This is a genomic window from Enterobacter cloacae complex sp. P24RS (genome assembly GCF_014982165.1).
GTDB lineage: Bacteria > Pseudomonadota > Gammaproteobacteria > Enterobacterales > Enterobacteriaceae > Enterobacter > Enterobacter quasihormaechei.
Map to the genome: position 1 here is coordinate 30,570 of NZ_JADCKU010000021.1, position 14,395 is coordinate 44,964.

Annotated in this window: 18 protein-coding genes; 5 read left to right on the plus strand and 13 right to left on the minus strand. The window is 54.5% G+C overall.

Annotation, left to right across the window (positions count from 1 at the left end; translation table 11 throughout):
• Window positions 1-63 precede the first annotated feature (63 nt).
• A complete protein-coding gene (gene rdgC / locus INF58_RS18900; RefSeq protein WP_006809928.1) occupies window positions 64-978 on the plus strand; it encodes a recombination-associated protein RdgC in 915 nt (304 codons plus the stop codon).
• Window positions 979-1,019: 41 nt separating this feature from the next.
• Here rdgC and ppnP read toward each other — a convergent pair whose 3' ends face one another.
• From ppnP to INF58_RS18925, 5 genes are all read right to left on the minus strand, one after another.
• Window positions 1,020-1,307: a pyrimidine/purine nucleoside phosphorylase gene (gene ppnP, locus INF58_RS18905; protein ID WP_003859131.1), complete on the minus strand. Its 288-nt coding sequence runs from the start codon at window positions 1,305-1,307 to the stop codon at window positions 1,020-1,022.
• 72 nt (window positions 1,308-1,379) lie between these two features.
• Window positions 1,380-2,057 (minus strand): AroM family protein, encoded by a 678-nt coding sequence (locus tag INF58_RS18910; protein ID WP_193036399.1) that lies wholly within the window; start codon window positions 2,055-2,057, stop codon window positions 1,380-1,382.
• A 236-nt stretch (window positions 2,058-2,293) separates the two neighbouring features.
• Window positions 2,294-2,485, minus strand: a complete 192-nt coding sequence (gene yaiA / locus INF58_RS18915; RefSeq protein WP_193528290.1) for a protein YaiA — start codon at window positions 2,483-2,485, stop codon at window positions 2,294-2,296.
• A gap of 44 nt (window positions 2,486-2,529) precedes the next feature.
• The gene (gene aroL, locus INF58_RS18920) at window positions 2,530-3,054 is read right to left on the minus strand and encodes a shikimate kinase AroL (protein WP_063869102.1); all 525 of its coding nucleotides are present in this window, start codon (window positions 3,052-3,054) and stop codon (window positions 2,530-2,532) included.
• Between the two features lie 144 nt (window positions 3,055-3,198).
• Window positions 3,199-3,657: a YaiI/YqxD family protein gene (locus INF58_RS18925; RefSeq protein WP_063451721.1), complete on the minus strand. Its 459-nt coding sequence runs from the start codon at window positions 3,655-3,657 to the stop codon at window positions 3,199-3,201.
• A 97-nt stretch (window positions 3,658-3,754) separates the two neighbouring features.
• Between INF58_RS18925 and proC the strand changes: the two genes are divergently transcribed.
• Window positions 3,755-4,564, plus strand: coding sequence for a pyrroline-5-carboxylate reductase (gene proC, locus INF58_RS18930; protein ID WP_063451722.1), 810 nt, complete (start codon window positions 3,755-3,757; stop codon window positions 4,562-4,564).
• Between the two features lie 199 nt (window positions 4,565-4,763).
• Here proC and psiF read toward each other — a convergent pair whose 3' ends face one another.
• The 4 genes from psiF to INF58_RS18950 form a co-directional block, all read right to left on the minus strand.
• Window positions 4,764-5,084, minus strand: coding sequence for a phosphate starvation-inducible protein PsiF (psiF, locus tag INF58_RS18935; RefSeq protein WP_063869104.1), 321 nt, complete (start codon window positions 5,082-5,084; stop codon window positions 4,764-4,766).
• Between the two features lie 295 nt (window positions 5,085-5,379).
• Entirely contained in the window at window positions 5,380-5,640 is a 261-nt protein-coding gene (gene iraP / locus INF58_RS18940) for an anti-adapter protein IraP (protein ID WP_063869106.1), read from the minus strand.
• 208 nt (window positions 5,641-5,848) lie between these two features.
• A complete protein-coding gene (locus tag INF58_RS18945) occupies window positions 5,849-7,063 on the minus strand; it encodes a multidrug efflux MFS transporter (protein WP_063869108.1) in 1,215 nt (404 codons plus the stop codon).
• A gap of 169 nt (window positions 7,064-7,232) precedes the next feature.
• Window positions 7,233-7,916 carry an extensin family protein gene (locus INF58_RS18950; RefSeq protein WP_112791884.1) on the minus strand — a complete coding sequence of 228 codons (684 nt, stop codon included), beginning with the start codon at window positions 7,914-7,916 and terminating at the stop codon, window positions 7,233-7,235.
• Window positions 7,917-8,020: 104 nt separating this feature from the next.
• Between INF58_RS18950 and ddlA the strand changes: the two genes are divergently transcribed.
• The gene (ddlA, locus tag INF58_RS18955) at window positions 8,021-9,118 is read left to right on the plus strand and encodes a D-alanine--D-alanine ligase (protein ID WP_193528291.1); all 1,098 of its coding nucleotides are present in this window, start codon (window positions 8,021-8,023) and stop codon (window positions 9,116-9,118) included.
• A 3-nt stretch (window positions 9,119-9,121) separates the two neighbouring features.
• Here the strand turns inward: ddlA and INF58_RS18960 are convergent, their stop codons facing one another.
• Entirely contained in the window at window positions 9,122-9,343 is a 222-nt protein-coding gene (locus INF58_RS18960; protein WP_063869114.1) for a DUF2754 domain-containing protein, read from the minus strand.
• A gap of 247 nt (window positions 9,344-9,590) precedes the next feature.
• On the opposite strand from INF58_RS18960, the gene INF58_RS18965 reads away from it, so the two are divergent.
• Entirely contained in the window at window positions 9,591-9,893 is a 303-nt protein-coding gene (locus INF58_RS18965; RefSeq protein WP_063451729.1) for a DUF2755 family protein, read from the plus strand.
• Here the strand turns inward: INF58_RS18965 and INF58_RS18970 are convergent, their stop codons facing one another.
• Window positions 9,894-10,991 (minus strand): DUF1615 domain-containing protein, encoded by a 1,098-nt coding sequence (locus tag INF58_RS18970; protein WP_193528292.1) that lies wholly within the window; start codon window positions 10,989-10,991, stop codon window positions 9,894-9,896.
• 12 nt (window positions 10,992-11,003) lie between these two features.
• A complete protein-coding gene (gene sbmA, locus INF58_RS18975) occupies window positions 11,004-12,224 on the minus strand; it encodes a peptide antibiotic transporter SbmA (RefSeq protein WP_063451731.1) in 1,221 nt (406 codons plus the stop codon).
• 351 nt (window positions 12,225-12,575) lie between these two features.
• On the opposite strand from sbmA, the gene ampH reads away from it, so the two are divergent.
• On the plus strand, window positions 12,576-13,736 hold the full coding sequence (gene ampH / locus INF58_RS18980) for a D-alanyl-D-alanine-carboxypeptidase/endopeptidase AmpH (protein WP_063451732.1): 1,161 nt from the start codon (window positions 12,576-12,578) through the stop codon (window positions 13,734-13,736).
• 2 nt (window positions 13,737-13,738) lie between these two features.
• Here the strand turns inward: ampH and INF58_RS18985 are convergent, their stop codons facing one another.
• Window positions 13,739-14,365 (minus strand): helix-turn-helix domain-containing protein, encoded by a 627-nt coding sequence (locus INF58_RS18985; protein WP_193528293.1) that lies wholly within the window; start codon window positions 14,363-14,365, stop codon window positions 13,739-13,741.
• Window positions 14,366-14,395 lie beyond the last annotated feature (30 nt).

Genomic DNA, 14,395 nt, shown 5'->3' on the forward strand with positions numbered 1-14,395 from the left:
GCAAGCGATGCGACAATTCGTTATCATGCCCGCTGATTTAACGACAAGGCCGTGGAAATTATCATGCTGTGGTTCAAAAATTTGATGGTTTACCGTCTCAGCCGCGACGTTTCGCTGCGTGCAGAAGAGATGGAAAAACAGTTAGCCGCTTACTCCTTTACCCCTTGCGGTAGCCAGGATATGGCAAAAACCGGCTGGGTTCCGCCAATGGGTTCTCAAAGCGATGCGCTGACCCACGCCAGCAGCACGGGGCAAATCATCGTTTGCGCCCGTAAAGAAGAGAAGATCCTGCCAACGCCCGTGGTTAAGCAGGCGCTCGAAGCGAAGATCTTCAAGCTGGAAGCTGAACAGGGCCGTAAGCTTAAAAAAACCGAAAAAGATTCGCTGAAGGATGAAGTGCTGCACTCGCTGCTGCCGCGCGCCTTTAGCCGCTTTAGCCAGACCATGATGTGGATCGACACCGTTAACGGGCTGATCATGGTGGACTGCGCCAGCGCCAAAAAAGCGGAAGATACGCTGGCGCTGCTGCGTAAGAGCCTTGGCTCATTGCCGGTGGTTCCGCTGGCGCTGGAAACGCCGATTGAGCTGACCCTGACGGAGTGGGTGCGCAGCGGGACGGCCGCTCAGGGCTTCCAGATCCTTGATGAAGCAGAGCTGAAAGCGTTGCTGGAAGACGGCGGCGTGATCCGCGCGAAGAAACAGGATCTGGTGAGCGACGAAATCGCCGTGCACATTGAAGCGGGCAAAGTGGTGACCAAACTGGCGCTCGACTGGCAGCAGCGCATTCAGTTTGTGATGTGTGATGACGGCTCGGTGAAGCGTCTGAAATTCTGCGATGAACTGCGCGATCAGAACGAAGATATCGACCGCGAAGATTATGCCCAGCGCTTTGACGCAGACTTTATTCTGATGACCGGCGAGCTGGCGGCGCTGATCCAGAATCTGGTGGAAGGCCTCGGCGGCGAAGCGCAGAGATAATTCTCCATCACCCTCTCCCCAACGGGGAGAGGGAAAAAACATCACTTCAGATAGCGGCACAGATAAGAGGTTGGTTCTGCAACCTGTAAATGGAACTCGCTGTGGCCCGGCACGTTGAATACCTGCCCGGCGCTATAGACTTTCCACTCCGTTTCACCCGGCAGTAAGACGTTCAGCGCGCCGCTGACTACCGTCATCTCTTCCGCTTCTGCGGTGCCAAAGGTGTATTCCCCTTCTGCCATTACGCCGACACTGGCGCGGCCAGTGCTGCTGCTGGTAAAACCAATGGATTTCACTTTACCGGAAAAGTATTCGTTACTTTGAAGCATGAACTGGCCCTTATATTTATAGAGAAAAATCCACTATAGGGGCCATGCTCATGACCTGTCACGCAAAATTCATTACACCAGTAATTCCGACGCCAGGCGCGCCATCAGGACGTTAGAGAGCAGCACCGGAATATCCAGCGCCTTTTGCAGTAAATCACGATGCCGCTGATGGAACCCCAGGCAGTCCAGCATCAGGACATCCGCCCCTCTGTCGATCAACTCCTGTCCCGCCGCAATCAGTTTCGCTTCGCTGTCCCAGAACGGATTTGCCAGCGCGTACAGCGGAGTGTGCTCCAGCGCGGCCCACTTCACCGTCTGGTTATCCAGCAGTTCTTCAACGGGAACGATGACCCCAACCTGGTGACCATCCACAATTGACGCCACCAGCGGCGGAATGATCCGCATCGGTTCAAGCAGAATGGCGTTACGCGCGCTAAGCCCTTTAACCGGTGCCGTGCTCATCAGCAAAATAACGTCATAGTCTTGATTATCGAGCACTTCGATCACGCCCTGTAGCGCGCGCTCAATTTTCTGGCGCGACACATGCGCCAGTTTACCGTCGCTTAATAACGTTGCCAGGGGCTCATCCCCCGCCTCGACAGCGTAGTCCTCCATGACCTCTTCCCGACTCATCTTCCCTAACAGGCTAAGATGCTTAATCTGTTGTTCAGAGATATGCTCCGTGAGGAGCGGTAATACTTCGCTTACAGGGACCACACCGATTGTGAGGATCGCCAACGTCGCCTTCATTTTGATCGCCTTTCGTTACTACCACAACTGCCACACAGGTACAGGCTCACTACGCTGCACCGTTCATTTATTCAACAAAACAGCACCAAGCGTAGCAGGGGATCTCTACACCGTAGTGTAAAGATCGACTGGCCTTTCCGAATCCACCTGTAATAACTAAATATTAACTGCTACTTAACATTGGCGATAAGTTAAAAGTGTGATGCAGGCACGGTTGTAACGAATTCGGACTTTTATCAGGACTTATCTGGATCCTCATAGCGCCGTTTCGCATCCCGCGCTTCCTGTTCGGTTTCATGTTCGCTGATCAGCGAATCCGGTTTGGGGTGATCGGCACGCAGCTGATACCAGGTTACGGTCTCATCGCCATTACCTTTTTCAACGGTAACGATGCGGGCTTCACGTGGATAGGGAGGTCTGGTTGGCATAGCTCATCCTTTTTTTATGTTTGAGCTATGAGTATAGACGGCTGTTAGCTGGCGCAAGCCAAACGCAGGGCGGTAATAATCTGAATCGCAACTTTTTCGGGTGACGCCGAGGCATCCACAACATGGTGTGCCGCCTCGCGGTATAGCGCATCGCGTTCGGCGAGCACGTCGCTGACCTCTTCACTCAGCGGTTTCGCGGTCAGCGCCGGGCGCTGCCCCTCTTCCGGAAAGGCTTCCAGCCGCCCCACCAGCGTCGACACCGGGGCACAGAGGTAGATCACGACACCTTTTTCGCGCATAAACTGACGATTGTACGGTGCCAGAATAATGCCCCCACCGGTTGCAATCACGGTTGACGGTGCGGTCACCGCTTCCAGCGTAGCCGTTTCGCGCGCGCGAAAGCTCTCCCACCCCTCATTTTCCACGATATCGGCGATGGTCTGACCGGCATTCTCCTGGAGCCAGTGGTCAGTATCGACGAACTGACTCTGGCACAAACGCGCCAGCTCCAGACCAACGGTCGTTTTCCCACAGCCGCGAGGGCCAACTAAAAAGATGGGTGGGTTCATAACCAGGTGTTCCCCTTGATGCCGGATAACTGAAGGCTGTAAAGAAATGATTGCAGAAGATGTTGCGCTAACTTTACTGCAAAGCGGTACGGAATGACAAGCCTGTGGAAGCCACACTGTACCACAAAACAACCCGGAGGATGACTACGCCGGGCGGCGTTTCACTTCCAGCAGCCATTTATCCAGCTCGGCGGCAAACTGCTGGCGATCGCGCTGCGACAGGCTATCTGGCCCACCGGTCTGCACGCCGCTGGAACGCAGCGTATCCATAAAATCACGCATGGTAAGTTTCTCGCGGATCGTTGCCGGAGAATAACGTTCTCCGCGCGGGTTCAGCGCCGCCGCCCCTTTCGCCAGAACATCGGCCGCCAGCGGGATATCTGCGGTGATCACCAAATCCCCTGCGCTGCACAGGCGTACTATCTCGTTATCCGCCACGTCGAACCCGGCCGGAACGCGCAGAGAACGAATGTATCTGGAGGGCGGCACGCGGATATTCTGGTTCGCCACCAGCGTCAGCGGCATCTGCACGCGCTCGGCAGCGCGAAATAAAATCTCTTTGATCACGTTCGGACACGCGTCCGCATCAACCCAAATCGCCATAGTCTCTCCCCAATATGATTCTGGCGACTATTGTCGCCTGCATTTCGTTGTTAAGCTATCAGTGAGAGATAACAACGCATAAAAACGGAGAGACGTGATGGATAAGAAAATCGGGTTTATCGGCTGCGGGAACATGGGTAAAGCTATCCTCGGTGGACTGATTGCCAGCGGCCAGGTGCTGCCGGGGCAGATTTGGGTCTATACCCCGTCACCGGATAAAGTCGCGGCGCTGCGTGATGAGTATGGTATCAACGCCGCCGAAAGCGCGCAGGAAGTGGCTCAGGTGGCGGACATTGTCTTTGGCGCCGTTAAGCCGAATATCATGATTAAAGTCCTGAGCGAGATCACCTCCAGCCTGAATAAAGATACCCTGGTGGTGTCGATTGCCGCAGGCGTGACCCTCGATCAGCTCGCCCGCGCGCTGGGCCACGACCGTAAGATTGTTCGCGCCATGCCAAACACCCCGTCGCTGGTAAATGCCGGCATGACCTCCGTGACCCCGAACGCCCTGGTGACGTCTGAAGACGTGGCGGATGTACTGAATATTTTCCGCTGCTTCGGCGAAGCGGAAGTGATTGCCGAAGCGATGATCCACCCGGTAGTTGGCGTGAGCGGCTCGGCGCCGGCGTATGTCTTTATGTTTATCGAAGCCATGGCGGATGCCGCCGTGCTGGGCGGCATGCCGCGCGCGCAGGCTTACAAATTTGCGGCGCAGGCGGTAATGGGCTCGGCCAAAATGGTGCTGGAAACGGGTAAACATCCGGGCGAACTGAAAGATATGGTGTGCTCGCCGGGCGGCACGACCATTGAAGCCGTGCGCGTGCTGGAAGATCGTGGCTTCCGCTCCGCCGTGATCGAGGCGATGCAAAAATGCATGGAAAAATCAGAGAAGCTGAGTAAGTCCTGACGAATAACGCCGCCGGAACGGAACGAGTCATCCAGTAAAAGCTGCTGGTGCCCGCTTCCCGAATGTGCTCGTGATTTCATAACATTCATCGCTCATCTTTCTTGGGAAAATTATGAAACCATTTCCCCAACTATAGTGAGGGAATGACAGCGAAAGTATGAAATTTTGGGTGAGCCACTGCCGTGGCTCACCCTTAGCACTACGCCTGTTTCTTCAGGCACGCGCTCATGAACTTGCTGCGATCGTCGCCTTTCAGCATCTGCTGCGTCGCCTGAGCATTACACTCGCGCATTTTTTGCTGCTGCGGGGTCAGGCTTTTTTCACCCGGTTTGGTCGCACCCTTCTTAAGGCAGTCGCTCATATACGTTTTACGGGCATCCCCTTTCAGACTTTGCGATGTCGCCTGTTGGTTACAGGTTGTCATGCGCTGCTGCTGGGGCGTTAACGTTTTCTCTTCCGCGTGTGCTGAGGCCATCAGACACAGGCCAGAAAGCAGGGTAACCAGTATTGTTGTTTTCATTGCACCATCCTTTATGTGAAGTTCCACGTTAAGTCTGGTTCGTTACGGGAAAAAAACCACCCTGCAACCATGATTTTCGCCGGGCTTCCCGGTTATTTCAGTTCCATTGCGGTGCGATTATCATTACCCGGTTACGCCGGAAGGACAAAAGTCATTAATAACGTAAATAATGCGGTGAAAAGTGTGCTCTGCTTCAATTTAATTACCCCATAACAAGTGGGTAAAAATAAAAACAGCGCGACGCCAGGCATCCTGCATGACAATTCTGTGACACGTCATTTTCACCTCTGGCAGGTTAGCTGCGAGGATGCCTTAAAAGCTTCTTTACGTATTGCTGAAGCAGCTCCGCATCTTCTGCGGGCACCTGTGAATCAGGGCGAGCGTTCTCCAGCGCGCCTTCAACGTTGTCTATCAACGCTTCCTGCTCCGGTTTTGCCATCTGTCGCAACAGTGCCGTAACGACGATTTCCAGCGCCTCGACCTGGGCTACCAGCTCTTTCGACTCTTCTTCCTTTTGGGCAAGCTTAACCAACAACTCAGCAATAAGATTTTTCATGGTGCTATTTCCTTTTGTGATTCCCCCTGAAATTAACACCCTCAATGAATAATGCAAAGCATGGATTGATTTTCTCTTATGCAAAAGTGACATCGCTGCCAAAAAAGATATTCCGAACCGGGAGCGAAACGTTTTTCTAAAAGAAACGCGCCGCATTTCGTTATATAAAAATGCGGCGTTCATAAGAATAAATAATATATTATCGTGTTTACCGGGCTGACTTTGCCTCAGCGATTTGCCTGCGACGGCGTAAGGCAAAGGCCAGTTGAATAATATTAATAAGTACCACCACCGCCGTTGCGGCAAATACCCAGCGAAAACCCGCCATCGCCGAGACCGATGCGCCAATCAGCGGGCCCGCTACATTGCCTAAATACATGAACGACTGGTTGTAGCCAAAAATGCGGCCTGTTACCTGGTCACTGGAATATTTCACCAGCAGCGTCTGAACCGCAGGCAGCATGGCGCCATCGGCAAAACCAAGGAGGAAGCGCAGCACGCCAAGCTGAAGCGGTGTGGTGACGAACGACATGGCAAAGAAGAGGATCACGGCGATGATGAGCGTTGCCATCAGAATGCGCGCCGTACCGATCCTGTCACCCAGTTTTCCCAGACGCGGCGCGGACATCAGCGCCGACACGCCCGGCACAGCGGCAATCATCCCGCTCAGAAAAGCAATGTTGCTGCTGTCCGGCGCCATCGACTTGATAAACAGCGCCAGAATCGGCCCCACCGAGCCGTTGCAGAGCTGGATCACCATCGTGGTGACAAAGAGGCTGATCATCAGGCCAGGATAAGGCAGCGAGGCGAAAACTGCCTTTCCGCTCAGTCGTTCGGATTTACTTACAGCAGGCCGCCCGCCCTCTTTGATCAGAAAAAGGGTGACCATAAAGCTGATTGTCAGCAGGATGGCGGTAATGATAAAGACCGCACGCAGCCCTACATGGTCAGCCAGGAAGCCGCCGAGCAGCGGGCCGCCAATCACTCCGCTGATCTGTGCCGTGGAAAGCGTGCTGAGCGCCCAGCCGCTCCGCTCGCGCGGTACCTGCGAGGCCACCAGCGCCATGGCGTTCGGAATGTACCCGGAAGTCAGCCCCATAATCGCCCGCAGAATAAACAGCTGCCAGACGTTGGTGGCGAAGGCCTGGAGCAAAATGGCTATCGCCATCCCCAGCGAGGCGCGAAGCAACATTAATTTGCGCCCCTTACGGTCCGCCAGACTTCCCCACATCGGTGACACTATGGCAGATACCAGAAACGTCACGCTGAACGTCAGGCCGGACCACATGGAGAGCGCTTCATGGGAAGTGACCCCCAGCTGCGACACGTACAGCGGCAGGAAGGGCAATATCTGGCTGATAGCCAGTCCGGTGAAGAAACAGCCGAACCAGACTGAAATGAGGTTAACTTTCCAGGATTCCATAACAGAAATAGTCTTCATTTTTAGGCGAATTCGCCGACAGATTAGCAAGTTACGCGCGATGGCATAGCGCCAGAGATGCGGCCTTGCAGACTTTGGTGTTTTATCTTCCCAGTCATCATATTTGTGAAACAAGTCACAATTTATCCACTTTTCGGTGGAAGATTATGCTTCATCGACATAATCCGTATCCGCGCATCCCCAAATGGAAATGGTTGGCATGGGCGGCATTATAGTTCGGCCCCAGACCGTTACCGTAATAGCCGCAGCTTGCCGACAGCAGCGCCTGTAGCCAGGGCTGCGTCTTTTCCGCTTTCCAGCCATTGAGAATGGTAACGCGCTGTCCGTTTGCCAGCCGGAAGGCGCTGATGTCCAGCGCATCCGCCGTGGCGTGTTCACTGCGCCGCGCATCCGGGCGGCTATAGATATTGCGGCAGGCAAAGCTGCCCAGATGTTCAATGCGCGTAAGCTCGCTTCCCGTCCAGGTTTTGGTGAGCGGTCGGGCCTGCTGGCTGACAAACAGCGCCGAGCTTAACGCCAGCGGGCAACTGGCAAGAAAGCTGCCGTTCAGGCTGACCGGGCCAAAATCGCGCACGCGCACCACGTTACTCAGCGGGCACTCCCCGGCGCTGTCAGCAACAGCCTGGGTACGGATAAGCTGGCGTTGATTCGCCTGCGCTAACAGATTTTCGCACGCCTGCGGCGTTAAGCGCCGAAGTTTAAACTGGGTTATTTTTCCGGGCGGATCGTCAAGCGTAAGCGGCACGAAAGGATTGTAATACGGCGGCAACCAGCGGTAGCCCACCGCGGCGATCCCGGCAATAACGATAAGAATAAGCAGACCTTTTCCTCTCACGCGCCCCCCTTCAACATCCCTTAAAACATTATGGCAGAAGGCCGCGAAACCCGCCGGGCATCGTGGTATGTTATTGGCTTTTCGTCAGACTGGAAGAGAGTGAGATGGCAAAGCAGCGCGTAGGTATTGTCTTTGGGGGAAAATCGGCAGAGCACGAGGTGTCATTGCAATCGGCTAAAAATATCGTTGATGCGATTGATAAAAGCCGTTTTGACGTGGTGCTGCTGGGCATTGATAAACAGGGCCAGTGGCATGTTAACGATGCCAGCCAGTATCTGCTACATGCTGACGATCCGGCGCACATCGCCCTTAATCCTTCTGATATCAGCGTCGCAACGGTGCCGGGTGTGGAACAGGGACAGCTTATTAATGCCGGGAACGCGCAGGCGCTGGCACAGATTGACGTAGTGTTCCCCATCGTTCACGGCACGCTGGGCGAAGACGGTTCCCTGCAAGGGATGTTGCGTATGGCGAACCTGCCGTTTGTCGGCTCCGATGTGCTTGGCTCTGCCGCCTGCATGGATAAAGACGTCACTAAACGTCTGCTGCGCGACGCCGGTCTGAACGTTGCGCCGTTCGTGACGCTTACGCGTGCCAACCGCGATAAACACAGCTTCGCGCAGATCCAGGCGCAGCTTGGCCTGCCGCTGTTCGTGAAACCCGCGAATCAGGGCTCTTCCGTGGGCGTCAGTAAAGTGACCAGCGAAGCGCAGTTTAACGATGCCGTTCGTCTGGCCTTCGAATTCGACCATAAGGTGGTGGTTGAGCAGGGCATTAAAGGTCGCGAAATCGAGTGCGCTGTCCTGGGCAACGATTTCCCCCAGGCGAGCACCTGCGGTGAAGTGGTTCTGAACAGTGACTTCTATTCCTACGACACCAAATATATTGACGACAAAGGTGCCCAGGTTGTGGTGCCCGCCGCGCTCGATCCCGACGTTAACGACACGATCCGCGCGATCGCCGTTGAAGCCTATCAGGCGCTGGGATGCTGCGGGATGGCGCGCGTCGACGTGTTCCTGACGCCGGATAACGAGGTAGTGATTAACGAAATCAACACCCTGCCGGGCTTTACCAATATCAGCATGTACCCGAAATTGTGGCAGGCCAGCGGGATAAGCTATCCGGAACTGATCACCCGCCTGATTGAACTGGCGCTGGAACGTCACGCCGCTGACAGCGCCCTGAAAAGTTCGATGAACTAACGGTTACTCGACGTTCTCTGCCGTCGTCGTCTCATCGGGACGACGACGGATGATGAATCCCGCCAGCCAGAAACTGATGACCCAGGTCACCAGCCCTACCGCATAGGTTTGCCAGCCTTTCGCTTCAAACCCGAGCAGCCCGACAACACCGTTAAGAATAAAGATCAGCCCGATCGCAAAGGCGTAGTAATGCCAGTCACGGCGTAGTTTGGAAGTGAGCTTCATGACAACTCCGGCAGAAATAAACCATCCTCTCACAGTTTACTGAAGACGTCTGTGGCGGATACGTAAATTCTGAAATGCAGCACAGTTTCACTTATGTTATCAATTTGTGACATGATGCATAAATCGACAATCCAGGAGGAATCCTGAGCCGACTTTCCCACGATTCTGATATTGACAAATGCTATGACCTGTCACACTCACCCTGTACGACGCGTAATAAAACAGAGTGATATTTTCGGGAGGTCTTATGGCAGACTTTACATTGTCGAAACCGATTTTTGGCGGAAAACAACCAAAAACCTCCACTGCGGGGAACATTGCCTATGCCCTGTTTGTTCTGTTTTGCTTCTGGGCTGGAACCCAACTGCTGAATATGCTGGTGCACGCTCCTGGCGTGTATGAGCACCTGATGCAGGTTCAGGATACCGGCCGCCCGCGCGTTGAAATCGGTTTAGGCGTGAGCACCGTGTTCGGGCTCATCCCCTTCCTCGCGGGCAGCATGGTGCTGGGCGTCATTGCACTCGTCCTGCGCTGGCGCCACCGCCGCTGATTACAGTCCCATACAGCGAGCCCGACGATCGTCCACGCGTTTCGCGAACCAGGCGGTCGTCAGGTTACGCGTGATTTTCGGGCTTTCCAGCTGTATGCCCGGCAGAATGGCTCGTGGTAATGCCTTCCCACTTTTCTTCTCGGCGAGCGCAAAGACCTGCTTATACAAATCCGTTTTCTCAAACGCCAGGCTATCGCCCTTCTCCAGCTGACGGCGGATATCGCTGTTGCTCATCTCCAGCTTCGTCGAGAGTTTACGCACCGCACGTTCGGTGGTGCCCGCTTCGCTGCTGCCGTAAGCAATGAGATCGCCGTCCAGAGCCAGCTTCTCACCGCTGGCGCGGCTCACCGCATTCTGGAAGGCTGCATTTCGGCTGGCATACCAGCCCGCGTTAAAGTCCGCAAAGCGATACAGCGGTTTATCGTAGCTGGCCGGATAATTCAGCAGATGATACGTTCCAAACCACAGACCCCCGCGCAGGGAGAAGACTTCCTGACGCACCGTACCGTCGATATCCCACGGATAGCCGTCGGTATGTTTTTCCGCAAATGCGATACTGACCTGCATCGGGCCGCCGGTATGCACCGGATTCAGCGAACCGAACAGCTTCTGCCCCATCGGCACCATATTGATCAGGTCGTCGAAAATGGCGCTCAGCTGTTTCTCGGTTTTCACCCTATCCAGCCGTTCGCTGTAGCTTTTACCGTTTGGCGAGGTGATTTTAAGGGCGGTATGCACCAGGAAAACCGGGATATGCATCGATTCGGCCCGGCGGTCGATCTCCTTCCAGGCGATTTTGTTCAGGCCAGGCACGACAGGATCTGACTGATACATCGATTCCTGCTGCGCCACCGCCAGCACCGAGCAGATATTCTCCTCGGTAGGCGCGATTTTCTGGCTTTTGAAGGTCGTTGCCAGCGCATCAGCCCACTCGCTGCGATCCTTCACGCTGGCGGGCATTTTTTGCCGCACCACGCTTGCCACATCAACGGGCTTCTCGCCTTCTTTGAGCGGGGCGGCCCCTTTATCGGCACAGCCCGCCAGCACGAAGGCAGCGAGTAACGTCAGCGGTAATCCACGTGGTACGGCAAATGGCATAGCAATTCCTTTTTAACCTAATGTATGGGTGACTTCCTGCAAGTCCTTATCGTCCAGCTCACGCTCGAAACTGCGTAAACGTTTATAGATGGACATCAGCTCCACCAGCGTAGTCCAGGAGCTTATCAGGTACTGGAACGAACCGCGAACCTGACCAAAGACGTTGGTGATTTGGGTCATCAGACCGAGCGTGATCGTACCCGCAACGATGGACGGGAACAGCAGGAACAACCCGAAAACGTTATCCACCTGAAGATAAAGAATGCGTGCGATATTGAAATACATGTAATGGAAATAGAGGCGGAAGTAGTTACGACGTACGGCGCCAAACAGCTCGCGCACGGTAGGCGGTGACGCGCGGTTGGCATCGTCCTCGCCATACACAAGCTCTTTACGGTAGGCCGCTTCCACGCGCTGATTTTTAAATTCCAGCCCCGGCAGCTTGATCCCCACGACCGCCAGCAGCCCCGTTCCCATCAGCGACCAGACAATCGCGGCAATCACCAGGCCATATGGCAGATGCCCGACAATCGGCAACTCCGGAACGTGCGACGAGAGCGTCACCAGCACCGGCAGGAAGGCGATAAGCGTCATGATGGCGTTGATAAAGCTCACGCCCATATCTTCAAGCGTTGAGGCAAAACGCATGGTGTCTTCCTGCACACGCTGTGCGGCACCTTCGATATGACGCAGGTGCTGCCAGTGCGCCATATAGTGTTCGTTCATCGCGGTACGCCAGCGGAACACGTAGTGGCTGACGAAAAAGTTATTCATCACACCGATCACCACGGCAATAAGGGCGATGCCGAGGAAGATCCCTACCTCATGGTAGAACTGGTTTATGGTCACCTTATGCGGCGAACTCAGCGCCGTCTGGATCAGATCGTAAAACGGCGCATACCAGGCGTTGACCGCCACGCCCACTTCCACCAGGAACCAGGTGACAAAGATGATTAACGAGGTGCCGAGAATCGACCAGTATTGCCAGCGGTGAGGAGAATAGATGAACCAGAACATGGCGAAAAGCCCTACGCAGAGCAGGTAATAAGCGTAGAAAAGCAGATAGCTCATGGACCAGAAGCGCGCTGCGCTAATGGGGATCTCGCCCGTTGCCCCCGTAAGACGGGTCAGCCACGCGCCGCCACCGGCCTGCCAGAAAATGACAGCCAGCAGTGCCCAAATAAATGCCGACAGGAAAAACGGCCCCGGCTTTGGGAAAAATGACTTAAACATTGTGCTTCCTTCTTGTTGTTATGGCTGTTGCTGTGTTCAACATATCGCCACGCGAAACCTTGCCTGTGCCAGCCGCCCGGCTCAGGCAAAAAAGTCAGACCTGCGGGTGAATTATTAGTTCGCTTTCCCGTTTTCAGGAATTGTTTCGGTGCGTTTCATTCGCAACAGCAATCGTAGCGTCTATCATACGGTCGATGTCACAAAATGGGAGTCTGGCCGCAAGTAAATTGTTCAAATTTACCCACGGTTACGTTTTTCTCGCTATCGTTATGCAAATCGGGCCATTGCCCGACGCCGATTAGTAGTATAAATACCCGTAACTCTCCTTATTCACTTGATGGATGCTTTTCGTTGAAACGTTGTCTGCTCTCTTTCGCCGCGCTGTGTGCGGTGACCCTGTCCACCGCCCAGGCAGCCCAGCCTCTGACGGCCCCGGTTCTGGCCTCTGACATTGCCGATCGCTACGCGAACCTGATTTATTACGGCAGCGGTGCGACGGGAATGGCGCTGGTCGTGATCGACGGTAACCAGCGGGTGTTTCGCAGCTTCGGTGAAACACGACCGGGAAATAACGTTCGCCCGCAGCTGGATTCCGTCATCCGCGTCGCGTCGATAACCAAGCTGATGACCAGTGAAATGCTGGTGAAATTACTCGATCAGGGCGTGGTGAAACTCGACGATCCGCTCAGCAAATATGCCCCACCCGGCGCGCGCGTGCCGACATATCAGGGCACGCCGATCAGACTGGTGAACCTGGCGACCCATACCAGCGCCCTGCCGCGAGAACAGCCTGGTGGTGCCGCGCATCGCCCTGTTTTTGTCTGGCCAACCCGCGAACAGCGCTGGAATTACCTGAGCACCGCTACCCTGAAATCGGCTCCGGGCTCGCAGGCCGGCTATTCTAACCTCGCGTTTGATCTGCTGGCTGACGCTTTAGCGTCGGCATCAGGCAAGCCTTACCCTCAACTGTTTGAAGAGCAGATCACGCGTCCGCTGGGGATGAAAGATACCACTTACACTCCATCTCCGGACCAGTGCAAGCGACTGATGGTGGCGGAAAAAGGGGCCAGCCCGTGTAACAACACGCTGGCCGCCATCGGCAGCGGTGGGGTTTATTCAACGCCCGGCGACATGATGCGCTGGATGCAGCAGTTCCTCTCCTCGGATTTTTACGCGCGCAGCAATCAGGCTGACCGGATGCAGACGCTCATCTACCAGCGTGCCCAGTTACGTCGCGTCATCGGTATGGACGTTCCCGGTAAAGCCGATGCTCTCGGTATGGGCTGGGTGTACATGGCACCAAAAGAGGGCCGCCCGGGTATTATTCAGAAAACCGGTGGGGGTGGCGGATTCATCACCTACATGGCGATGATTCCGCAATCGAACGTAGGCGCTTTTGTGGTAGTCACCCGGTCGCCGAACACCCGCTTCGTGAATATGAGTGATGGCGTAAATAACCTGGTGGCCGAGCTCAGCGCCAATAAAGCGCAGGTTCTTACGGCCTCTAACTGATCTCAATAGTCCGTGGGCAAACGGTTGATGCTGATAAGTTTGCCCCGGCTCATATTGATGTAGTTGCCCTGTCGCAGCGCCGCCAGCACTTCCGCAACGACCGAACGTGAAATACGCGTGCTACGCTGAATATGATTCATAACACCAATTTTTGAACGTAGCGTATCATCCCACTCGGCCATATTGATCAGCATTGCCCGTATTTGACTGTAGGAATTATTTCCGGCCAGCTGTATATCACGTTTTCCCAGTATATGATTTAGCCATGACAGCCAGCAGAAAGCTTCTTGCCAAAGCTGTGCTTCCTGAATAAGCTGGCACGCAGTAGAGGCTGGTAAATAAAATCCGGCGCAAGGTGTTTGTGCTATCAGAGAATATTCAAGATAGCTGTCATTTATCCATGCACTTAAACCATGAATATACGGTGCTCGCGCAATACCCACCAGTAATTCGTCTGATTTACGGTGGACGGCTGTCATGCCGGACTGTATTACAAAGGTCAATGGTTCATCATCATTATTGCCGGGAGTTATTAATTGCTGTGGTTCGTTCTTAAATGGGGTACCGGCGACTTCCAGACACTTTATGAGCCGGCTTAATTCAGAAAGTGGTTTCGCATTAACGTTCATGCATACCTCAAGTCATCTGTATATGTCGGT

What these genes read in the sequence shown, in the direction of transcription:
- rdgC (WP_006809928.1), top strand. Translation starts at nt 64, where the DNA reads ATGCTGTGGTTCAAAAATTTGATGGTTTACCGTCTCAGCCGCGACGTT.
- ppnP (WP_003859131.1), bottom strand. Translation starts at nt 1,307, where the DNA reads ATGCTTCAAAGTAACGAATACTTTTCCGGTAAAGTGAAATCCATTGGT.
- INF58_RS18910 (WP_193036399.1), bottom strand. Translation starts at nt 2,057, where the DNA reads ATGAAGGCGACGTTGGCGATCCTCACAATCGGTGTGGTCCCTGTAAGC.
- yaiA (WP_193528290.1), bottom strand. Translation starts at nt 2,485, where the DNA reads ATGCCAACCAGACCTCCCTATCCACGTGAAGCCCGCATCGTTACCGTT.
- aroL (WP_063869102.1), bottom strand. Translation starts at nt 3,054, where the DNA reads ATGAACCCACCCATCTTTTTAGTTGGCCCTCGCGGCTGTGGGAAAACG.
- INF58_RS18925 (WP_063451721.1), bottom strand. Translation starts at nt 3,657, where the DNA reads ATGGCGATTTGGGTTGATGCGGACGCGTGTCCGAACGTGATCAAAGAG.
- proC (WP_063451722.1), top strand. Translation starts at nt 3,755, where the DNA reads ATGGATAAGAAAATCGGGTTTATCGGCTGCGGGAACATGGGTAAAGCT.
- psiF (WP_063869104.1), bottom strand. Translation starts at nt 5,084, where the DNA reads ATGAAAACAACAATACTGGTTACCCTGCTTTCTGGCCTGTGTCTGATG.
- iraP (WP_063869106.1), bottom strand. Translation starts at nt 5,640, where the DNA reads ATGAAAAATCTTATTGCTGAGTTGTTGGTTAAGCTTGCCCAAAAGGAA.
- INF58_RS18945 (WP_063869108.1), bottom strand. Translation starts at nt 7,063, where the DNA reads ATGGAATCCTGGAAAGTTAACCTCATTTCAGTCTGGTTCGGCTGTTTC.
- ddlA (WP_193528291.1), top strand. Translation starts at nt 8,021, where the DNA reads ATGGCAAAGCAGCGCGTAGGTATTGTCTTTGGGGGAAAATCGGCAGAG.
- INF58_RS18960 (WP_063869114.1), bottom strand. Translation starts at nt 9,343, where the DNA reads ATGAAGCTCACTTCCAAACTACGCCGTGACTGGCATTACTACGCCTTT.
- INF58_RS18965 (WP_063451729.1), top strand. Translation starts at nt 9,591, where the DNA reads ATGGCAGACTTTACATTGTCGAAACCGATTTTTGGCGGAAAACAACCA.
- INF58_RS18970 (WP_193528292.1), bottom strand. Translation starts at nt 10,991, where the DNA reads ATGCCATTTGCCGTACCACGTGGATTACCGCTGACGTTACTCGCTGCC.
- sbmA (WP_063451731.1), bottom strand. Translation starts at nt 12,224, where the DNA reads ATGTTTAAGTCATTTTTCCCAAAGCCGGGGCCGTTTTTCCTGTCGGCA.
- INF58_RS18985 (WP_193528293.1), bottom strand. Translation starts at nt 14,365, where the DNA reads ATGAACGTTAATGCGAAACCACTTTCTGAATTAAGCCGGCTCATAAAG.